We start from the raw sequence: 18696 nt of genomic DNA, 5'->3' as shown, positions 1-18696 counted from the left end.
CCGCCGTCAACGCCAAACTGTCCCGCTGCTGATACAGTGAGCATTCCAAACACACACCGCGAGCTTCAATGACAACGACTGCAGCCCACCCGCCCGAGTTTTATGATGTTCAGTACAACGCCCGCGCCGGCATTCCCGACCATCCACAACTGTTCGCGCGTTGGGCCGCAGCATCAGCGCAAGTCCGCGCGACCGCACCGGCGTTGCTCGACATGGCGTATGGCCCGGCGGCAGGTGAACAGCTCGATTTTTTCTCGTGCGGCAAAGCGGATGCGCCTCTGCTGGTGTTCATCCACGGTGGCTGGTGGCGCTCGCTCGACAAGTCGGATTTTTCGTTCCTGGTGCCCGGCTTCACGAGCGCCGGTATCAACGTTGCGCTGACCAACTACACGCTGGCGCCGGAAGCCTCGCTCGAAGAAATCACGTTGCAGCAGACCCGTGCTCTGTCGTGGCTATACCTGCATTCGGGCGCGGGCCTGTTCGACCGGGATCGCATCGTGATTGCCGGCCACTCGGCTGGCGCGCATCTGAGTGCGATGCTGATGACCACGCTGTGGCCACAGGTCGATGCGCGCCTGCCGCCGAACCTGATCAAGGCCGGCATCCTGCTCAGCGGACTGTACGATCTGGCGCCGGTCGAACACGCCAGTTTTGTCAACGTCGATCTGAAGCTGACACCCGCCCGGATCGATCGCCTGTCGCCAGCCCGCCTGCCGCAGTCCCATTCGATCCCGTTTTTTACTGCAGTAGGCGCACTTGAATCGGATGAATTCAAACGCCAGAATGCGCTGATCGGCACTGTCTGGCCGGATACACACACCGGCGATATCGCTCTCCCGGCCTGCAATCATCTGACCATCTGCGATGCGTTTGCCACGCCCGGCCATCCGCTGTTCGAGACCGCCGTGACGTTGGCAAGCATCGCACGGTGAGCCTGTCGAAAGGCCTTTGTGGGTAATTGATTAAAATTACCTCAAAGTAAGTTAATTCCAGCCGATAGCTGCCATTCCCCTCCATAATTTAGGTATTATTGTTCGGATCAGGCAGCCTGGTGACGAAAGCACGACCGGGCCACCAGCAGATCAAGTCGCCAGCGGCGCGACAACACAACCACTGAATAACCACTGAGGGAAGTACCGGCCATGTCAGACGATTTCGACGCGCTGTTTGAAGAAGTATCCGCACAACGTACAGCCACCATCTCGGCGGCAACAACCCCACCTCCAACTCATCCCGCCGAAGTCGCTCCAGCGGCAGAGATAGTCGACCACGCATCGCCCGCCCACGAGCATGCCTCGACCAAATCCTTTGACAACCCGATGTTCGAACGTGTCGGCGGTATCGTGCGGCTGTTACATGACTCGCTGCGTGAACTCGGTTACGACCGCACCCTGCACGCAGCAACTTCGCAGATCACGGACGCGCAGGGTCGCCTGGAATACATCGCCAGCCTGACCGAGCAAGCGGCCAACAAAGTCCTCAACACGATCGACGAAGGAATGCCGGCGCAGGACCTGCTGGCAAGCAAGGCAAAGGACATGCAAGGTCGCTGGACGAAGCTGTTCGATGGTCAACTGAGTATCGATGAATTCAAGGTGCTCGCGGCTGATTCAAAAACGTTCTCCGGCACGGTACTGGAAAATACCGAAACCGAAAAAGCGCGCCTGCTGGAGATCATGATGGCGCAGGATTTTCAGGACATCACCGGACAATTGATCAAGAAGATCGTCGTTATCACGCAAAAGGTCGAGACAGAACTGGCCCAATTACTGCGCGACAACGCCCCCCCAGAGCTCCTGAAAGAACGCAAGGAAGATACTGCGACCGACCTGATGCAGGGCCCCGCGATGGGGGGCCTGGCCATGGAACAGGACGATGTCGACAGCCTTCTGGAAGGTCTGGGCTTCTGATGGAAGACATGCTGAAGGATTTTGTGGTCGAGGCGCTGGAGCTGGCGACGAACGTGGAAGAGCACCTGCTGACGCTGGAGCGCAGACCAGACGACAAGGAAACTCTCAACGCAGTGTTTCGCTCCTTCCACACGATCAAGGGTGGTGCCGGTTTCATGAGCCTGCCTGCCATGGTCTCTGCCTGTCACCTGACCGAAAACCTGTTCGACGCGCTGCGCACCGGTGCCGCACCCGTGACACCACTGGCCATCGAAGCCGCGTTGCAAGCTAGCGGTTTCGTGGCCGACCAGCTCACCGAGCTGGCCAATGGCGCGCGACCCGAGAGCCTGTCAGCCATGCCGCAGGCGCTGGAAGACATACTGACGCAGGCCATCGAGGGCAAAGCTGACATGGTAGTCGTTGCAGTCCAGGCTACCGTTGCTGCCGCTGCCATGTCAGCAGCGGCCACGGCAGCTGCGGTGCCTGTATCATCCGCCACCATGACCAATGGCGTGCTGGACTGGGAGGCCTTGTATGCCGCTGTCGTACCTGGCGCCATTGCTTCCGTAAATCAGCCCACCGCGCATGCAGTGCATGCACCGGAAGTCGCTGCCATTGCCTCTGCGGCGGCAGCAGCAGCCGTAATCACCCGTACCAGCCCGGCCCCCGGCGAAAAACCGCCGGCAACCTCGATCAAGGAAGACAGCATCCGGGTCGATGCAGTCAAGCTCGATGCCTTGCTCGAAGTCGCTGGCGAGTCAGTGCAGGCCGCCAATCAGGCCAGCGTGCTGCTCGAAAAACTGCAGCAATTCAAATTTGATGGCGCGGCCGCGGCGTTGATGGCGAGTCTGACCGAAACCCTCAATCGTGCCTCGCGTTATTCGACCGAACTGCAACGCGCGACACTGTCGACACGGATGCAACCGGTCGGCCGGCTGTTCCAGAAATTCCCGCGGCTGGTGCGAGAACTGGCCAAGGATCTCGGCAAGGATGTCGAACTGGTCATCGAGGGCGCAGAGACCGAAGTCGATCGTGTCGTGGTCGACAGCTTGTACGACCCGCTGGTGCACATGCTACGCAACGCGCTCGACCACGGCATCGAAAGTGCCACTGATCGCGCCAGTCTGGGCAAATCGACCAAGGCCATCATTTCGCTGAAAGCGTGGCAGGAAGCTAACAGCGTGATGATCGTCCTGGGCGATGACGGCAAGGGCTTGAATGCCGCCGAGCTGCGCAAGAAGGCGATCAAGAAGGGACTGATCAGCGATGCCGCTGCACAGACCGACCAGGAAGCCTATCAGCTGGTATTCCTGCCCGGCTTTTCCACCAAGGAAGTTGCCTCCAGCGTCTCTGGTCGTGGCGTCGGCATGGACGTGGTGAAGACTGCTGTCGAGAAACATCGCGGTGCCATCAGCATTGATTCGGCACTGGGCCAGGGCACGCGATTCTCGATCCGTCTGCCGATCGAACTGTCGATCGTCCCAACGATGCTGGTCAGGACTGCGGACGCGGCTCTTGCCATGCCGATGGCTGTCGTGCAACGGGTTGTCGAACTCCCCGAAACCTTCATGGAAGTCGGCGGTTCACCGGTGCTGCGTGACCAGGGCCAGCCACTGCCCGTGCGTTCACTCGCGGCGATTCTTGGATATACCCCTGGACCGGAGCGTGTCGGTATCGTTATCGCTTCGCCCAATCCGTATATTCTCGCCGTCGAAAAAGTCGAAGGCACGGCCGAAATGGTGATCAAACCATTGACTGCTTTGTCGGTGCAGGGAATTACCGGGACTGCCCGATCGGCCGAAGGTGAACTGGTTCTTGTCATCGGGCTATCGTTTTTGCTCGACGGCTGCAAGGTCAACGTCGCAACGCTCGCCGCCTGACCGTAATCAACGCAAAAAAGGGAACGCTTGTGTTCCCTTTTTCATTTCTATCCTGCACGTTCAGGCTGCAGAGCGCACCCTTCCTAAGCAACTACCGCGCGTTGGGCCACCCTGATTCCTGTCAGCCGCCAACCCGTATCGCGCTATGCGATGACCGGAGACCGTCTAACGATCTCCGTTGATTTCAGAATCAGCCCTTTCATCAGCTGCCGCTCATCCGCGGCAGTTCAAACTCGACTGCCGCTTATACCTTGGCTTCGGTACGGGCGGAAGCGTTCCCCGTCTGACGTGGATTTTGCTGATCGCGGCGCGGCTCTTGTGACGCGTGTTGGGCGGATTTGGCGCCTTCCTCCATATCGCGCCTGGTTTGCTCGTTGATGACTTTGGAACGCGGTGCCTCCTTTTGCTCGCGCAGCTCGCCCTCCTGCGCTTCACGAATGTCGAGTCGAATTCCGCGTTGACGCCCCTGAGGTAGCGGGATGGTAATTTCGAGTACTCCATCGCGCATCTTCGCTTCGGCCTCGCTGCCGTCTACACCTTCGGGCAACGGTATAGACCGATAGAAACGTCCATAGCTACGCTCCGTACGGTGATAGCCATCAACATCCTGGCTAATATTTTCCTCACGGCGCTCGCCCTGGATGGTGATCTTGTCTTCGTGCACTTTTAGCTGCACATCCTCTTTGGTCAGCCCGGGCAGATCGGCGCAAATCACCATTTGGTCACCGAGCTGGGCAACCTCGACGGTGGGTGTCCAGTTACGACCGCTGCTGCTGCCACCGGCGTAATTTTGGGCAATTTTGCCCATGGGAGCCTGCATCATCTTGCCAAAATATTGATCCATTTCTTCCGACACTTTACGCATCATGACGAATGGCTCTTCCCACGCATTGAATACATTGGGCAGCCAGCTGCCTGACGAGGCGAACGAGTTCTGCAGCATGCTGGCTTCCTGCTCCAGCATACGTGCAGGCATCTGCCCGAAGGCGCCTGTAATTTGCGACAACATATTCCGGGCCGGCTGCGCCCATGCTTGCGCAAGAGGCATGCCCTGTATGGACGCCGACGCAGACGCCGTCGACGGTGAACGAGATGAACTAACGTCACCACTGAACTGCATTGAACCGCTTTGCTCTGCCATTTTGTTCTCCAGATTGAAAAGGATTTAACTGAACTGCACCTACGCGTACCGGTTAAAAAAAAGACCGGCAGACCGTAGACGGCAACACAGGCATCGTGCAAGCCGCCTATTCCTTTGCTTCATTGCTACCGTTTCATTTCCGCTGTTTGACCTCAGTCACACCGTAATTCACGGCTCCAACGGCAGTCCGGTAATTGACACGGAAAACCATGCCGATCTTCAGACCGCAACGACATCGCCTTACTGATAACAAGTCCCGGAAACCCATCGCGCCGTAACTACCCTGCAGTGACATCCGGGCGATGCGAGGCCGCCCGTACCGAAAATGGGTTCGTGGCATATAAACGCGCCAAATAAACAATTAATGGCAACCTGATGGTCTCGTTATCTGTCTCTACAGAGATGTCGCAAGCCGAAGAAGTTCCCACTAAATCTGCGTTTTTTCCGCACTGCGACATTGATATAAATCAAACTCTGAAGAGTAGATTTCCAACGGGCAATCGCAACGAAGAACTTAAACGGTCGTGTTGATGGCATCGCCTGATACAAGTGTGCGTACACGTCTTGACACAAAAATTTGAAAGAATCGTCGGTCGATGAACCGGTCCTGTTTAACTACTGCGCGAGCGCAAAGCCGAGGTATTGCAACCTTCTACACTTCAGACAGACCAGGATGAATCGGCGACATCTCGTTGGCACTGGCACGAAATTCTTTCCGGAAAGTTAGTTATGGAGCATCTCCAGGCATCAGGTCTCGCGCCGACCACAACAGCCGTAGCCACAGCCAGCACTGCTAACCAGATGCTGGTTTCCGTGGTCATCCCGGTACTTGGTCCGCGACAATTGCTGCAGCGCTGCCTCCATGCATTGCGACGGCAAAGCTTCGATCCACGCAAATTCGAAATCATCGTGGTCGACGTCGAGCCGTCTTCTGCAACACAGCGCGTCGTGCTCGACATCGCCGCGTTGACGCAAGGCGGCGGACCGGCCATTCACTACATCGGCTATCGCGGACCAGGTGGACCAGCCGCTGCGCGCAATTGCGGCTGGCGGATCGCGTCCGGTGAGCTGATTGCTTTCACCGAGCCTGATACGCAGGCACATAGTGACTGGCTGCGGCTGGGTTTCAATTCTCTGTATCAACGCGCAGAAGCGGCATGGGGCCGCATCGTAAAGCCAGCGGTCGACGTCACGAAGACCCGTGCCGAACGTGGTGCCGGTGTCGACACCGACAATGCCAGCGGTGGTTCAGTTGCTGCATGTGCAGCCACTCGCTTTGCTGCCGGAAACTGTTTTTGCACACGTGAACTGCTACAGGCACTGGATGGATTTGACGAACGCTTCAATACCGACTGGCATGCAGATACCGATCTGTTCTTTCGCATGCTCGGACGCGGTGTACTGGTGTTGCATGTACAAAATGCATGGGTAGAACGCGTACCGCGCGTAGCGTCGTGGCGTGCCAGCCTGTCGCAAAATAGACAGATTGTCTTCGACGCCCTGCTGCACGAAAAACACCCGATGTTGTACCAAAGACTGATTTGCACGACGCCGTGCAGCTGGTATTACCCGATCGTTCTGGCGCTCATGCTGACCTGCAGCGCGTTGCTGATCGATGCACCCTTGCTCGCTGCAATGACTGGTTTCGCCTGGCTGGTACTGACGCTGATTCTCTGTGGGCAACGCCTGGCACACAATAGCTGGCGCATCATAGACCTGCCCGGCGTAATACTGTCTTCCATGCTCTCGCCACCGCTGGCACTATTCTGGCGAGCAGTGGCAGCAATGCAGTTTCGTGTCAGATTGTTCTGACATGTCGCCACTACGCATCCTCACCTGGCAAACGCCAGACAGCTACCTGTACTACCTCAGCCAGCTGCCACACCAGTTCCATGTCATTACCGACGCCGCCCAATTGCGCGGACAGCGCAGCCGTCGGCTCAACGGTGATAACGTCCACCCGCTATCGGCCGAACAGGCACGTCACGAGCAATTTGATTGCATCCTTTTTCAGCAGCCGTGCCAGTATCTGGAAGAACAATATCTCTACCTGAATGCCGCGCAACGCCAGTTGCCGCGCATCTATCTCGAACACAGCAGTCCGGGTGAACACCCCACCGACATGCGCCATCCGGTGGATGATCCCAGCGTCCTGCTGGTCCATGTCACGGCCTTCAACGAATTGATGTGGGATAACGGCCGACAGGCAACGCGCGTGATCGAATATGGCGCGATGCCCGCGCCAGACGTGCAATACAGCGGCGAGCGACCGTGCGGACTGGTACTGGGACACCCGCGTGAACAGCAGGGCCGCCGCCTCGGTGGCGATATTTACCGGCGTCTCGGCAACAGTGTTCCGCTGGAATGGACAGGCACAATGACAGAAGTACCCAGCGGCGACGGCGAATCAATTCGCCACCAGCTGCCGGTATTGGCAGCACAGTGTCGCTTCCTGTTCCATTCCGACCGTTACAACAGCCTGAACCTCGCGGTGATCGAAGCGATGATGATCGGCATGCCGATCATCGGCCTCGCGACCGGGGAAATGGCCAGCGTGATCCAGAACGGCGTGTCCGGTTATGTTGATACCAATCTGCAGCGTCTTGAAACGCACATGCAAGAACTGCTCGATGACCCGCATTACGCGTATGCGCTCGGGCGTGGCGCGCAACGACGCGCGCGCGAACGCTTTGGCATGCATCGTTTCCTAGCGGACTGGTGTGCGGTACTGAAACTGGTTACCGGCAAGGCGGCATGAGCGGCCCAGTACGTCGACTAACTGCGACCTCGTTCCCTGCCATGCCGGCGCCTTTGCTGGCTGTACGGAGATTTTTCTGAAAGCCATTGATCGAGAGCAAGCAGGCGGATGAAACACGCAAAGACGGTTTTTGCGAATGCCATGTTGCACTGCCAAAACGGCGGCAGCAGTACCGGATTGCGTACAATGGAAATTCATCGACCACCTCTGAATCGACAATGAACCAACTCGAACAACTCAAGCAGTTCACCACCATCGTGGCCGATACCGGCGATTTTCAGAGCATCGAATCGTTCGCCCCACAGGACGCAACCACCAACCCGTCGCTGATCCTGAAAGCAGTCCAGAAGGACACGTATCGTCACCTGCTGGAGCAGGCCGTACGGGACCACGCCGGCAAGCCCACTGCCGAGATTGTCGACCACTTGCTGGTGGCTTTCGGCGTCGCCATCCTGAAGCTGATCCCGGGGCGGGTTTCGACAGAAACTGACGCCCGCCTGTCGTTCGACACCGCCGGCACCATCGCCAAAGGCCAACACCTGATCGCACTGTACGAAGCCGCCGGCATCCCGCGCGAGCGCGTTCTGATCAAAATCGCCGCGACCTGGGAAGGCATACGCGCTGCTGAAATCCTCGAGCGTGACGGCATCCGCTGCAACATGACCTTGTTATTTTCGCTGCCGCAGGCAATCGCCTGCGCCGATGCCGGTGCCCGGCTGATCTCGCCATTTGTCGGCCGAATTTATGACTGGTACAAAAAATCCACCGGGCTCGATTACGTCGGCGCCGAAGATCCTGGCGTGCAATCGGTCAAGCGCATTTACAGCTACTACCGCAAGTTCGGTTACGCCACCGAAGTCATGGGCGCGAGCTTCCGCAACACCTCGCAAATTCTCGAACTGGCCGGCTGTGACTTGCTGACGATCAGCCCGGAACTGCTGCAAAAGCTGGCGGAAAATTCCACCACCGTGAGCCGAAAACTGAGCCCCGAAATCGCGCAACTGGCCGATCTGCAAAAAGTGTCGCTGGACGAAAAAGCCTTCCGCACGCAACTCAATGACGATGCGATGGCGACCGAAAAACTGTCCGAGGGGATACGTGCTTTTTGTGTCGATTCCGTGAAACTCGACGACCTGGTCGACGCATTGCGCGACGCTTGAATTGTGCGCAATCGGATTGTGCGTGATGCAGTGGCGCACAATCCTGGCATCGCTGATCTTGCCAGAGCCACGCGAGGCCGTAGCCCCTGAATGTGATGACTGTGAACCGCAGCAATGAATGTCCCGGAATGGTGGCCATTGCTGCCATACTCGAACGACTCCGCGTTGCTATCAACCGCCCTTGCTGCCTGATAGCGATAGCAACACCTTCCGCAACCAGCCACTGCCGATACGAAAAATATAATGCGATCTCTCACAGTTCGCGATGCGATCTTTGCCACGTTGCTGGCCGCCAGCCTTGCTCCCATCGCCCATGCACAATATGTCGGTCCTTCCACCCAGAAGGTCTCGATCAGCATCGCCGATATTCTCAACAATCCCGTCGATAACCAGGAAGTCGTCTCGCGCGGTTTTCTGATCTCAAAAGTAGGTACTGAAAAATATCTATTCTCCGACGGGATATCGCAAATCCGCGTGGAAATCGATACCGAGGATTTCCCGGCCCAAAAAATTGATGACAAGACCCACATTGAAATTCGCGGCGAGGTCGAGAAGGACTATCTCGAATCGCCGGAAATCGATGTCAAGCACATTACTATCCTGCGTTAAAAACTCCGTGTGTCGGTATAGGGGTGATCCACTGACCCATCACCACAATTCGTACCCGGTCGACCTGATTGGACGCGTTGAAAGGTACCTATGCAAACGAGAACATCCATCCTGGGAATGACGCGCGAAATATTTTGTCTACGGCGCGCTTTCCGGAGAGTTGCACCGGGTTCTTCAATCTCAATGGCTTTCAACGAACCACATAGTGAGGCACCTTATCGATTTTATGTATCGGTAGTTGACCACTAATTTCAACACGACATGCTGTTACCGAGGTACGAAGATCTTGGCGACGGGCGCACAGTAAGTAGAGGCCCTCGACCATCGGTACGGTATCGGCCCGCACGGGGCGGATTTATCGAAGCCGAAGAAGCACTCATTGCGCAACCGGACCACTATCCGGCGCTAAGCCACCGGCATCACCGCGTCGGTTTCAAGGATGACCAGACAATAAAAAAGGGTTGCAAGCCGAAGCATGCAACCCTTTGATTTTCCTGCACATTCTTGGTGCTGATGAGGCGAATCGAACACCCGACCTACTGATTACGAATCAGTTGCTCTACCAACTGAGCTACATCAGCGAAGCTCCGCATTTTAGCAAAGTTTCACTGCAAAACGCCAGTCAACTTTGCATTTACTGCGAGAAGTATCGAACAAATCACCCTGCAGCCACTAGCACGGTGGGCAGAACGCCAGGCGATCCGCCTGATCACCCGCAACACATACGGCTAGCGCGTAAAAACACAGGGCCTGACGCTACCCGCAAATCACTGTTGATGGTACGCCGTGACCCGCTCGACTTCACTCTTCGAGCCGAGGAACACCGGTACGCGCTGATGCAGTTTCTGTGGCTGGATATCCATGATGCGGTTGGCGCCATCGGTCGCTGCACCACCGGCCTGCTCGACGATGAATGCCATCGGATTGGCTTCGTACATCAGACGCAGTTTGCCTGGCTTGTCGGGTTCCCGCGCATCGCCCGGGTACATGAAGATGCCGCCGCGATTCAGGATGCGATGCACGTCTGCGACCATCGAGGCGATCCAGCGCATGTTGAAATCCGTCTCGCGCGGACCGGCTTTTCCGGCCTGAAGTTCGTTGACATAGCGGGTCACTGGCGGAAACCAGTGGCGCGCATTGGATGCGTTGATGGCGTATTCGCGAGTCTCGACGGGAATCTGCATGTTGCTCTGGGTGAGTACCCATGAACCCATTTCACGATCGAGCGTAAAACAGTTGACGCCATTGCCGGTGGTCAGCACCAGCACGGTTTGCGGACCGTACACGGCGTAGCCGGCGGCGACCTGCTTGCTGCCGGGCTGCAGGAAGTCCTGCTCGGTCGGTTGGCCCATACCCTCCGGCGCTTTCAGCACCGAGAAAATCGTGCCTATCGAGACGTTCACGTCGATATTGCTGGAGCCGTCGAGCGGATCAAACAGCAGCATGTATTCGCCCATCGGATACCGGTTCGGGATCAGGTGGATGGTTTCCATTTCTTCGGACGCCATGGCTGCCAGATGGCCGCCCCACTCGTTGGCTTCGAGCAGGATTTCATTGCTGATGATGTCGAGCTTCTTTTGTACTTCACCTTGCACGTTTTCGATATTGGCAGTACCGAGTACATCGCCCAGCGCGCCTTTGCCGACGGCATGGCTGATGGTCTTGCAGGCACGGGCGACCACTTCGATCAACAGCCGCAGTTCGGCCGGAATGGTGTTGTGACTACGTTGCTCTTCCACCAGATACTGGGTCAGGCTGATGCGTTTCATAGTGATGCCTTTGCTTTCGGTTCAGTAAGTGCTTTGGTAATGACTTCGAGTACGTCGTTCGAGAGTGCGGCGGTGTCAGCCACTTTACGCAGCGCCTCCTGCATGCTGGCCTGCTGTGCCGGCGGATACTTGCGCCAGCGATCCAGCGAACGCGCCAGGCGTGCTGCGACTTGCGGGTTGATGCTGTTGAGCGCGATAACCTGCTCGGCCCAGAAGGCGTGGCCGCTGCCGTCAATGGCATGGAATTGCGACGGATTGCCGTTGCAAAAACTGAAGATCAGGCTGCGTGCGCGGTTCGGGTTCTTTAACGTAAAGGCCGGGTGACGCATCAGTTCGCGTACGGTTGCGACATCGGTGGAGCGGGCCATCGCCTGCAACGTGAACCACTTGTCGATCACCAGTGGCTCGGCCTCGAATTCGCTGTAAAAACTCGCCAGCGCCGCTTGCCGTCCAGGCGCACTGGTGTTGACCAGCGCACCGAGTGCCGCGAGGCGATCGGTCATGTTGTCGGCGCTGTCGTATTGCAGTTGCGCCAGCGTGTGCACCGGCGCGTCATCGAGTTCGGCCAGATAGGACAACGCGACGTTTTTCAGGGCGCGCTTGCCGGCGGATTCGGCGTCGGGTTGATAGGCGCCGTCAATCCGGTTTGCGCTGTAGGCAGCAATGAACTCGGGTTGCAAGGCCTGCGCCAGCGCACGTCGCAATGCCTGTCGTGCGCCGTGAATCGCTTGCGGCGCGATGACCGGGAGTGCTTCGGCGATCATGGTTTCCGATGGCAAGGTCAGGATGACTTCGCGATAGGACTGGCCTAGCGACTGGTCGGTGAGCGTGGTGCGCAACGCCTCGATCAGCAGCGTGGCATCGACCGTCGCCGCAGCAGTTTGATCAGCCGTCTTGTCCGCACTGACGGTCCCGACCATCGCGAGCAGGTAGCGCGTGGCCAGACGCTGACCGGCTTCCCATCGATTGAACGCATCGCTGTCGTGGCCCATCAGAAATGCCAGTTCGGTGTCGCTATAGTCGAATGTCAGAACCACCGGCGCAGAAAAGTCGCGCAGTAGCGATGGCACCGGTTTTTCGGTCACGCCGGTGAAAATGAAAGACTGCTCAGCCTCGGTCAGTTCCAGCACGAGCGAGTGCACGGGCTTGCTGCGCTTGCTGTTGGTACGCTCTGCTGGCGCGCCTTGCAATACCAATGCCATGTCCTTGCCGGCATTGTCGAGCAATCCGACGGCCACCGGAATCGCGAACGGCAGTTTGTCTTCCTGTCCGGGAGACGGCGCGCAGGTTTGTGCCAGTGTCAGCGTGACCGTTTTGGCGGCAGCATCATAGTCCATGCGGGCGGTGACGGCTGGCGTACCAGCCTGGCTGTACCAGCGCTCGAATTGCGTCAGATCGCGGCCGTTGGCATCGGCCATCGCAGCACGAAAATCATTGCACGTGACCGCCTGGCCGTCGTGGCGCGCAAAGTACAGGTCCATGCCTTTACGAAATCCATCCCGGCCCAGCAGGGTCTGGTACATGCGCACGACTTCGGCGCCTTTTTCGTAAATCGTGACGGTATAGAAATTATTGATTTCGAGGTAAGAATCCGGACGCACCGAATGGGCCATCGGACCCGCATCTTCCGGGAACTGGTTCTGCCGTAGTACCCGCACGTCGTCGATGCGCTTGACGGCGCGACCGGAAGTGGAGCCGATCAGGTCCGCCGAAAATTCCTGGTCACGGAAGACGGTCAGGCCTTCCTTGAGCGACAACTGGAACCAGTCGCGGCAGGTCACGCGGTTGCCAGTCCAGTTATGGAAATATTCGTGGCCGACCACGGCCTCGATATTGGCGTAATCGATATCGGTGGCAATGCGCGGATTGGCCAGCACGAACTTGGTATTGAAAATATTCAATCCCTTGTTTTCCATCGCGCCCATGTTGAAGTCGCCCACCGCCACGATCATGAAGCGGTCCAGATCGAGTTCGAGACCGAAGCGTTTTTCATCCCAGCGGATGCTGTTTTTCAGCGAATCCATTGCATGCTGGGTTTTGTCCAGATTGCCCGGCTCGACCCACACTTGCAGTTGCACGTCGCGGCCGGATTGCAGCCGGTAAGTCTCTTCCTGGCAGACCAGCTTGCCGGCCACCAGTGCAAACAGGTAGGACGGTTTCTTGAACGGGTCCTCCCACAGCGCGTAATGGCGACCGTCACCCAGGTCGCCTTCTTCGATCAGGTTACCGTTCGATAGCAGCACCGGATACGCGGCCTTGTCGGCACGCAGCATGACGGTGTATTTGGCCATCACGTCCGGACGGTCCGGGAAGAAGGTGATCTTGCGGAATCCTTCCGCTTCGCATTGCGTGAAGAAATTTCCGCTGGAAACATACAGCCCCATCAGCGAGGTATTCTGCGATGGTGCAAGCACGGTTTCAATATCCAGCGTCACCTGGTCGGGGGCACCGGGAATATGCAGGTTGCCGTCGACCAGTTCATAGTCGCGTTTGCCCAGCAAAGTACCGTTCATGGTCAGGCTGACCAGCTTGAGTTCATCGCCAAAAAGAATAATCGTGTGGTCGTCGGTGGCATCATTGCGGGTAAGCTTGATACGGGTGGCAACGCGTGTGGTGACCTGATCAAGGTCAAATCCCATGTCGACGGTATCGACAAAATAGGCGGGCGGTGTGTACTGCTCGCGATAGATGGTTGGGGCTTGGGACTGAGGATTATCAATTCGCATAGAAGGTGGACGCCTCGGGTATTAAAGCAGAACGTCATTTTACAAGCATCGGAGACTTCAATGAAATTAGTGTCAACACTGTTTATCAGCGCCCTCGTCGTATTCGTAGCAGGATGCACACAGGAACAACAAAACAAGATCAGCCGCTCGGTTCAGAACTGGACCGGCACCAATGGCGTACTGGAGTTTTATGCCGGCGACAAGCTGGTGCGTCGCTTCATCAAGATCGACAAGATCACGACCGGGATGGGGACCGATGACAACAAGCCGCGCTCCTACCGGTACGGCTATGGCGTGCTGGACGAAAACTTCAATCTGATCGCCGATCCGGGCGAAAAGAAAGTGTATTTCGAGATCAGCGACTACGGCTCGAACTATATCTTTTTTGAAAATCCGCGCTAGACGCAGGCCGGCCGGGCACGCCACGCAAAAATCCGCTACCGTAGCGACCATGTTTAAAGGAGATGGCATGAAACGCCTCAGCATGACCCTCATCGCCGGCCTGCTCGTTCTGCTCAGCGGTTGTGCCAGCACGATACGCAGCAATGTCACCGTCTTCAGCGCGTGGCCGGCCGAGCTGCCGGACAAGACGTATGTCTTTGAGCGTACCGAAGCGCAGGACAAGAATCTTGAATACCTCAATCATGAAAATCTTGTGCGCAACGAGGTGCGCAGGTTGGGCTTCAATGAAGCCGGGACGGGCAAGAAGCCGTCCCTGAAAATCATGCTGGACTTCAGCGTGCAATCCGTCGATGTCCGTGTCGTGCAACCGGTATATGCTGATCCGTTTTTTTATGGTCCCGGATTTTACGGACGCGGATTTTATTCGCGCCGCCATTTCGGTGCCGGCTTCGATCCGTTTTACTGGGGACCGCTAATGGTCGAGTATCAGGATCGCACCTATCAGCTGAACCGGCGGCAGTTGCATGTCACGATCAGTCGCTATGCCGATGGCAAAAGCCTGTATGACGTGAAGGTACAGAGCCAGGGTGAGAATCCCTCTCTGGCAGCCGTCATGCCCTATCTGGTGCAAAGTGCGTTTGTCGATTTCCCGGGCAAAAGCGGTGGCTCACGGACGATCGACCTGAAAATCGCAGATTGAGCAGGCAACAGCAGTGACCGGATCGTGCCGGAGCACGCAGCTACCCGGCTGCGCGCTCCGCACCATCCAGCGCCGCCGCCAGCGCACGCGCAATCACCGACTCACGCGGCAACATCAACGCGCCCTGCTCGCGCAATGCCGCTGCCAGTTCGGCGGCAGTCATCGACAACGGTTCACTGCCCGCTCGACTGCTGAAGATAAAGCGACTGCGCATCGGACTGATCCACACAAGCCGGTAGGCGATGCGCTCACGGTTGGCGCGCACAAATTCGACCCACCTGCCCAGTTCGATGCTGTCGACGCTGTGGACGAACTGGTCGATCGGTTGCTCCTGATGTTCACGGGCGCGCTTGCTCAGGCGCCGGTCGCTGGCTTTCTGGGCGATGTTGACGGCCATTTCAAGCTGCCGGCGCGGCGACAATTCTGCTGGTACGCGCACGATGGCGGCATGGCGCTCGACCAGGTTGGAAAAAAATTCGACACGCTCCGGCTCGTCCCATTTGATCGCGTTCAACCATGCGTTGATCAGGGACAGCAACGATGGCAGCTTGCCGACCAGTTCCTTGCGTTCTTCGGGACTCACTTTCGGCTGTACGCTCCAGATCAGGTCGTCCATGGCTTTCAAGGCTTTTTCGAGGGCTTCGGGTTTGCGCGCGGCCACGCTGTGCGCCATCGTCAAGATACGGGTCCACTGCGTTTCCAGAAAAACCTCGACAAACCCGGCCACCTCGCCGCCGTCGATACGACTGGCGACATCGTTGTCGGCAGCGGCCTGCGCCTGCTGCATGCGTTCCTGGCGCAAGGCGTCGGCAATACGGGGCGTCAGTGCGGCCTGTTCGGCGCACTGTTCGGCGGCCAGGAATGTGTCGAGATCCGACACCACGTTGCTGTACAAACCAATTTGCTGGTCGTAGTCACGCTGCACGCGCTCGACGATCTGTTCAATCAGTTTGAAAAGCGGGTCCTCTGCATCGACGTTGCGCTGCAGTCCCACGCCGGACTGGGCCAGTTGATCCAGCAAACGGCGCGCCGGATAGCTTTCGCTGAAAAAGAAGTCCTTGTCGGCCAGTGCAATTTTCAGCAGCGGCACCTGCAGGCGGCCCAGCAAATGCTTGATCTGATCGGGAATGGCCGGGTCACCAAATACAAAATCGAATACCCGCGCCAGCAGTTCGATGGTGTTCTGATCGAGCGCAGTCAGCGATCCAGCCGGTGCCTGAAGCGGGATGCTGCGCAAGGTCGCCGTGGTTTGGACGACCGGCGTTGCCGCGGCGCTGGAGGTGCGCTGAATGTCTGTCAGGTAATCCAGCAAAGCCGAACTGGTCGCGCTGAGCGCGGGGGCATAGTCTGCACTGCCTGTTTCAGTTGCCCGCACTGCCATACTCTCGCCCTGCTCGGCACTGACCTGATGCAACCAGCGCTGCAACCGGCTCTGCAGCGACACATCGCGTCGCTCGGCATCCGGCAGCAACTCAGCTGGCTTGTGGACGGTGCGTGACGAGCGCGCGACATCCGCCAGGTCGGGCACGATCCCGCGTGCAATCAGTGCCTGGTTCAACGCCTCCAGCACCGGGCCAAAATCAACGAAGACGTCGGGTCGCATCAGCCGCAATATCAATCGGTGCGAGGCCTCCTGCGGGTGGAATTTGCACCACGCCTCAAAGGTGGCCCGCAGGAAAACCGCCGGACGAAACGGATTCTGGCCGACGCTGATTTCTTCCCGTTGCAGCAAGCGACTCAAGCGGATGTTCAGCGCCACCAGCGCGGCAGCGTTATCGAGTTCGATGGCCTGAGCAATATTGCCGATGAGGACCTTGTTTTCCATTTCGTCCAGCGACACCAGCGACAAGTCGGACGGCATCAGGTCAGCTGCCGCTACCCGGGATTTATCCAGCGCGGCGATCTCGCACAACAAGGCATAGCCGAGGTTGCCGACCACGCCGCGATGCAGGTGGGTGGCATTCTTTTTGAGGTGATTCCAGGAATGAAAGCTGAGACTGGCTTCATTCGGCAAGACGGACTGGTCGGACAAGCGGAACATCGCATGCGCCAGACGATCGGTGAACCCCATCATCTGCGCGGCAACCTGGTTGACGGCAACCGGGACGAGGCTTTCCATGATCATGATGCGGCTGGATGCAGCGCTGACCGCTTCCGATGGGGGAACGTCCGGTTTTTGAGACATTGCGCGAGATCTTCTCGGTGAAGTGCCAGGGAATGAAACAAAGTCAGAAGCCACATCCAAACGTGAACTTACGGCCAAGCAAAATTCTAAGCGATTTCACAGTTGCTGACGCTGAATAACGCCTGACAAGAGAAGATAACCTGCTGCAATCTATAGACCGATAGCAACTAGCCAACAGAAACGCCGCGTCTGAAGGTGCAATCACCTTGCATACTGTCAGCGCGCACCACAACAGTGGCGCGCGTGATTGTCGGGCTGGTTTTCCGCTACACGACCCGGATCAGGAAAAATACTCTTGCGACCCGAACGTGATTGCCACGATCAATGTCACCGCGATGGCCAGCACGATCAGCAGACGACCGAATTTCGGCGTGCCATCGGTGCCGGTTGGCAGTTCTTCGGGATGATCCATCGGGTTAGGCAATGGCTCTTGCGGGGGTAATGCGCTCATGCAATCCTCATGGAATCAGAATGGTGGAACCGGTGGTCTTGCGCGCTTCGAGGTCGCGATGTGCGCTGGCGGCATCGGCCAATGCGTACCGCTGGTTGATCTCGATCTTGACCTTGCCACTCTCGACCATGCCAAACAATTCGGCGGCCATCGATTCCAGGCTGTCACGCTTGGCGGCGTAGGTGAACAGCGTTGGCCGTGTAACGAACAGCGACCCGCGCGATCCCAGTTCGTTAAGCGAAAATGGCGGCACCGGACCTGATGCACTGCCGTAGCTGACCATCATGCCCAGTGGCGACAGACAATCGAGCGACTTGAAAAACGTATCGACCCCGATCGAATCGTACACAACCGGTACCCCTGCGCCGTTGGTAATTTCCTTGACGCGCTCGACAAAATTCTCGGTGTTGTAATTGATGACATGGGTGCAGCCGTGCGCTTTAGCGAGGGCACCTTTTTCATCCGAACCGACCGTGCCGATCATCGTCACGCCCAGCGCCCTGGCCCACTGGCAGGCGATCAGGCCAACTCCACCGGCGGCAGCATGGAAGAGGATGGTTTCGCCACCGCGCAACGGGAAGGTACGGCGGAACAGGTATTCCACGGTCATGCCTTGCAACATCATGGCCGCGGCTGTTTCCAGGCCGATCGCCTCCGGCACACGGACCAGGATGGAGGCCGGCATCACGCGCACATCGGCGTACGCGCCGGTCGGCCGACCGGCATACGCCACCCGGTCACCCGCTTTCAGATGGGTCACGTCGGGACCGACGGATTCGATGATGCCTGCGCCTTCCATGCCGATGCCTGCTGGCAGCGGCAGCGGATACAGGCCGGTACGGAAGTACACATCGATGTAGTTCAGGCCACAGGCGGCCTGGCGCACGCGTGCTTCGCCGGGTCCCGGGTCACCGACTTCGACGTCGACGTATTCCAGTACTTCCGGGCCGCCTGTCCTGAAAATCTGAATTGCTTTTGCCATGTCCCATCTCCTGTTTTTTGATTTATCAATCCATCTCTTCGGCG

The 18696-nt window shown here is 57.8% G+C and carries 15 protein-coding genes and 1 tRNA gene; 9 read left to right on the top strand and 7 right to left on the bottom strand.

Annotated elements, in window-relative coordinates:
• Window positions 1-68: 68 nt before the first annotated feature.
• From ABD720_RS18405 to ABD720_RS18395, 3 genes are all read left to right on the top strand, one after another.
• The gene (locus ABD720_RS18405; RefSeq protein WP_344765597.1) at window positions 69-932 is read left to right on the top strand and encodes an alpha/beta hydrolase; all 864 of its coding nucleotides are present in this window, start codon (window positions 69-71) and stop codon (window positions 930-932) included.
• A 210-nt stretch (window positions 933-1142) separates the two neighbouring features.
• Window positions 1143-1910, top strand: a complete 768-nt coding sequence (locus tag ABD720_RS18400; RefSeq protein ID WP_344765595.1) for a protein phosphatase CheZ — start codon at window positions 1143-1145, stop codon at window positions 1908-1910.
• Window positions 1910-3769: a chemotaxis protein CheA gene (locus ABD720_RS18395; protein WP_344765593.1), complete on the top strand. Its 1860-nt coding sequence runs from the start codon at window positions 1910-1912 to the stop codon at window positions 3767-3769. The genes ABD720_RS18400 and ABD720_RS18395 overlap by 1 nt, the downstream gene beginning before the upstream one ends.
• 244 nt (window positions 3770-4013) lie before the next feature.
• Here ABD720_RS18395 and ABD720_RS18390 read toward each other — a convergent pair whose 3' ends face one another.
• Window positions 4014-4910 carry an Hsp20/alpha crystallin family protein gene (locus tag ABD720_RS18390; protein ID WP_344765591.1) on the bottom strand — a complete coding sequence of 299 codons (897 nt, stop codon included), beginning with the start codon at window positions 4908-4910 and terminating at the stop codon, window positions 4014-4016.
• Between the two features lie 729 nt (window positions 4911-5639).
• On the opposite strand from ABD720_RS18390, the gene ABD720_RS18385 reads away from it, so the two are divergent.
• From ABD720_RS18385 to ABD720_RS18370, 4 genes are all read left to right on the top strand, one after another.
• A complete protein-coding gene (locus ABD720_RS18385) occupies window positions 5640-6722 on the top strand; it encodes a glycosyltransferase family 2 protein (RefSeq protein WP_344765589.1) in 1083 nt (360 codons plus the stop codon).
• Between the two features lies 1 nt (window position 6723).
• A complete protein-coding gene (locus ABD720_RS18380) occupies window positions 6724-7668 on the top strand; it encodes a glycosyltransferase (protein WP_344765588.1) in 945 nt (314 codons plus the stop codon).
• Between the two features lie 218 nt (window positions 7669-7886).
• The gene (gene tal / locus ABD720_RS18375) at window positions 7887-8828 is read left to right on the top strand and encodes a transaldolase (protein ID WP_344765587.1); all 942 of its coding nucleotides are present in this window, start codon (window positions 7887-7889) and stop codon (window positions 8826-8828) included.
• A 243-nt stretch (window positions 8829-9071) separates the two neighbouring features.
• Window positions 9072-9437 carry a NirD/YgiW/YdeI family stress tolerance protein gene (locus tag ABD720_RS18370; protein WP_344765585.1) on the top strand — a complete coding sequence of 122 codons (366 nt, stop codon included), beginning with the start codon at window positions 9072-9074 and terminating at the stop codon, window positions 9435-9437.
• A 505-nt stretch (window positions 9438-9942) separates the two neighbouring features.
• Here the strand turns inward: ABD720_RS18370 and ABD720_RS18365 are convergent.
• From ABD720_RS18365 to pepN, 3 genes are all read right to left on the bottom strand, one after another.
• Window positions 9943-10018: transfer RNA gene (locus ABD720_RS18365), tRNA-Thr, on the bottom strand.
• A 186-nt stretch (window positions 10019-10204) separates the two neighbouring features.
• Window positions 10205-11206 (bottom strand): class 1 fructose-bisphosphatase, encoded by a 1002-nt coding sequence (locus ABD720_RS18360; RefSeq protein ID WP_344765583.1) that lies wholly within the window; start codon window positions 11204-11206, stop codon window positions 10205-10207.
• Window positions 11203-13932 carry an aminopeptidase N gene (pepN, locus tag ABD720_RS18355; protein ID WP_344765581.1) on the bottom strand — a complete coding sequence of 910 codons (2730 nt, stop codon included), beginning with the start codon at window positions 13930-13932 and terminating at the stop codon, window positions 11203-11205. Before pepN ends, ABD720_RS18360 begins: the two co-directional genes overlap by 4 nt.
• A gap of 60 nt (window positions 13933-13992) precedes the next feature.
• Here pepN and ABD720_RS18350 point away from each other — a divergent pair, with 60 nt between their 5' ends.
• Both ABD720_RS18350 and ABD720_RS18345 read left to right on the top strand, forming a co-directional pair.
• Entirely contained in the window at window positions 13993-14334 is a 342-nt protein-coding gene (locus ABD720_RS18350; protein ID WP_344765579.1) for a hypothetical protein, read from the top strand.
• A 67-nt stretch (window positions 14335-14401) separates the two neighbouring features.
• A complete protein-coding gene (locus tag ABD720_RS18345) occupies window positions 14402-15034 on the top strand; it encodes a DUF4136 domain-containing protein (RefSeq protein ID WP_344765577.1) in 633 nt (210 codons plus the stop codon).
• 40 nt (window positions 15035-15074) lie between these two features.
• On the opposite strand, the gene ABD720_RS18340 is transcribed toward ABD720_RS18345, so the two are convergent.
• The 3 genes from ABD720_RS18340 to ABD720_RS18330 all read right to left on the bottom strand — a co-directional run bounded on the left by ABD720_RS18340 (window position 15075) and on the right by ABD720_RS18330 (window position 18652).
• Window positions 15075-17219, bottom strand: a complete 2145-nt coding sequence (locus ABD720_RS18340) for a DUF1631 family protein (protein WP_344765575.1) — start codon at window positions 17217-17219, stop codon at window positions 15075-15077.
• A gap of 280 nt (window positions 17220-17499) precedes the next feature.
• A complete protein-coding gene (locus ABD720_RS18335; protein ID WP_344765573.1) occupies window positions 17500-17670 on the bottom strand; it encodes a hypothetical protein in 171 nt (56 codons plus the stop codon).
• Between the two features lie 7 nt (window positions 17671-17677).
• On the bottom strand, window positions 17678-18652 hold the full coding sequence (locus tag ABD720_RS18330; RefSeq protein WP_344765572.1) for a quinone oxidoreductase family protein: 975 nt from the start codon (window positions 18650-18652) through the stop codon (window positions 17678-17680).
• Window positions 18653-18696: the final 44 nt, after the last annotated feature.

Source organism: Actimicrobium antarcticum (assembly GCF_039536745.1).
Lineage (GTDB): Bacteria > Pseudomonadota > Gammaproteobacteria > Burkholderiales > Burkholderiaceae_D > Actimicrobium > Actimicrobium antarcticum.
Note: the sequence above shows the minus strand (reverse complement) of the source record. Positions and strands in the feature narration are given on the sequence as shown.

Bases quoted from the DNA above. Each gene is read 5' to 3' on its own strand.
- pepN (WP_344765581.1), bottom strand. From the start codon at position 13,932: ATGCGAATTGATAATCCTCAGTCCCAAGCCCCAACCATCTATCGCGAG.
- ABD720_RS18370 (WP_344765585.1), top strand. From the start codon at position 9,072: ATGCGATCTCTCACAGTTCGCGATGCGATCTTTGCCACGTTGCTGGCC.
- ABD720_RS18330 (WP_344765572.1), bottom strand. From the start codon at position 18,652: ATGGCAAAAGCAATTCAGATTTTCAGGACAGGCGGCCCGGAAGTACTG.
- ABD720_RS18340 (WP_344765575.1), bottom strand. From the start codon at position 17,219: ATGTCTCAAAAACCGGACGTTCCCCCATCGGAAGCGGTCAGCGCTGCA.
- ABD720_RS18395 (WP_344765593.1), top strand. From the start codon at position 1,910: ATGGAAGACATGCTGAAGGATTTTGTGGTCGAGGCGCTGGAGCTGGCG.
- ABD720_RS18400 (WP_344765595.1), top strand. From the start codon at position 1,143: ATGTCAGACGATTTCGACGCGCTGTTTGAAGAAGTATCCGCACAACGT.
- ABD720_RS18385 (WP_344765589.1), top strand. From the start codon at position 5,640: ATGGAGCATCTCCAGGCATCAGGTCTCGCGCCGACCACAACAGCCGTA.
- ABD720_RS18350 (WP_344765579.1), top strand. From the start codon at position 13,993: ATGAAATTAGTGTCAACACTGTTTATCAGCGCCCTCGTCGTATTCGTA.
- tal (WP_344765587.1), top strand. From the start codon at position 7,887: ATGAACCAACTCGAACAACTCAAGCAGTTCACCACCATCGTGGCCGAT.
- ABD720_RS18390 (WP_344765591.1), bottom strand. From the start codon at position 4,910: ATGGCAGAGCAAAGCGGTTCAATGCAGTTCAGTGGTGACGTTAGTTCA.
- ABD720_RS18360 (WP_344765583.1), bottom strand. From the start codon at position 11,206: ATGAAACGCATCAGCCTGACCCAGTATCTGGTGGAAGAGCAACGTAGT.
- ABD720_RS18345 (WP_344765577.1), top strand. From the start codon at position 14,402: ATGAAACGCCTCAGCATGACCCTCATCGCCGGCCTGCTCGTTCTGCTC.
- ABD720_RS18335 (WP_344765573.1), bottom strand. From the start codon at position 17,670: ATGAGCGCATTACCCCCGCAAGAGCCATTGCCTAACCCGATGGATCAT.
- ABD720_RS18405 (WP_344765597.1), top strand. From the start codon at position 69: ATGACAACGACTGCAGCCCACCCGCCCGAGTTTTATGATGTTCAGTAC.
- ABD720_RS18380 (WP_344765588.1), top strand. From the start codon at position 6,724: ATGTCGCCACTACGCATCCTCACCTGGCAAACGCCAGACAGCTACCTG.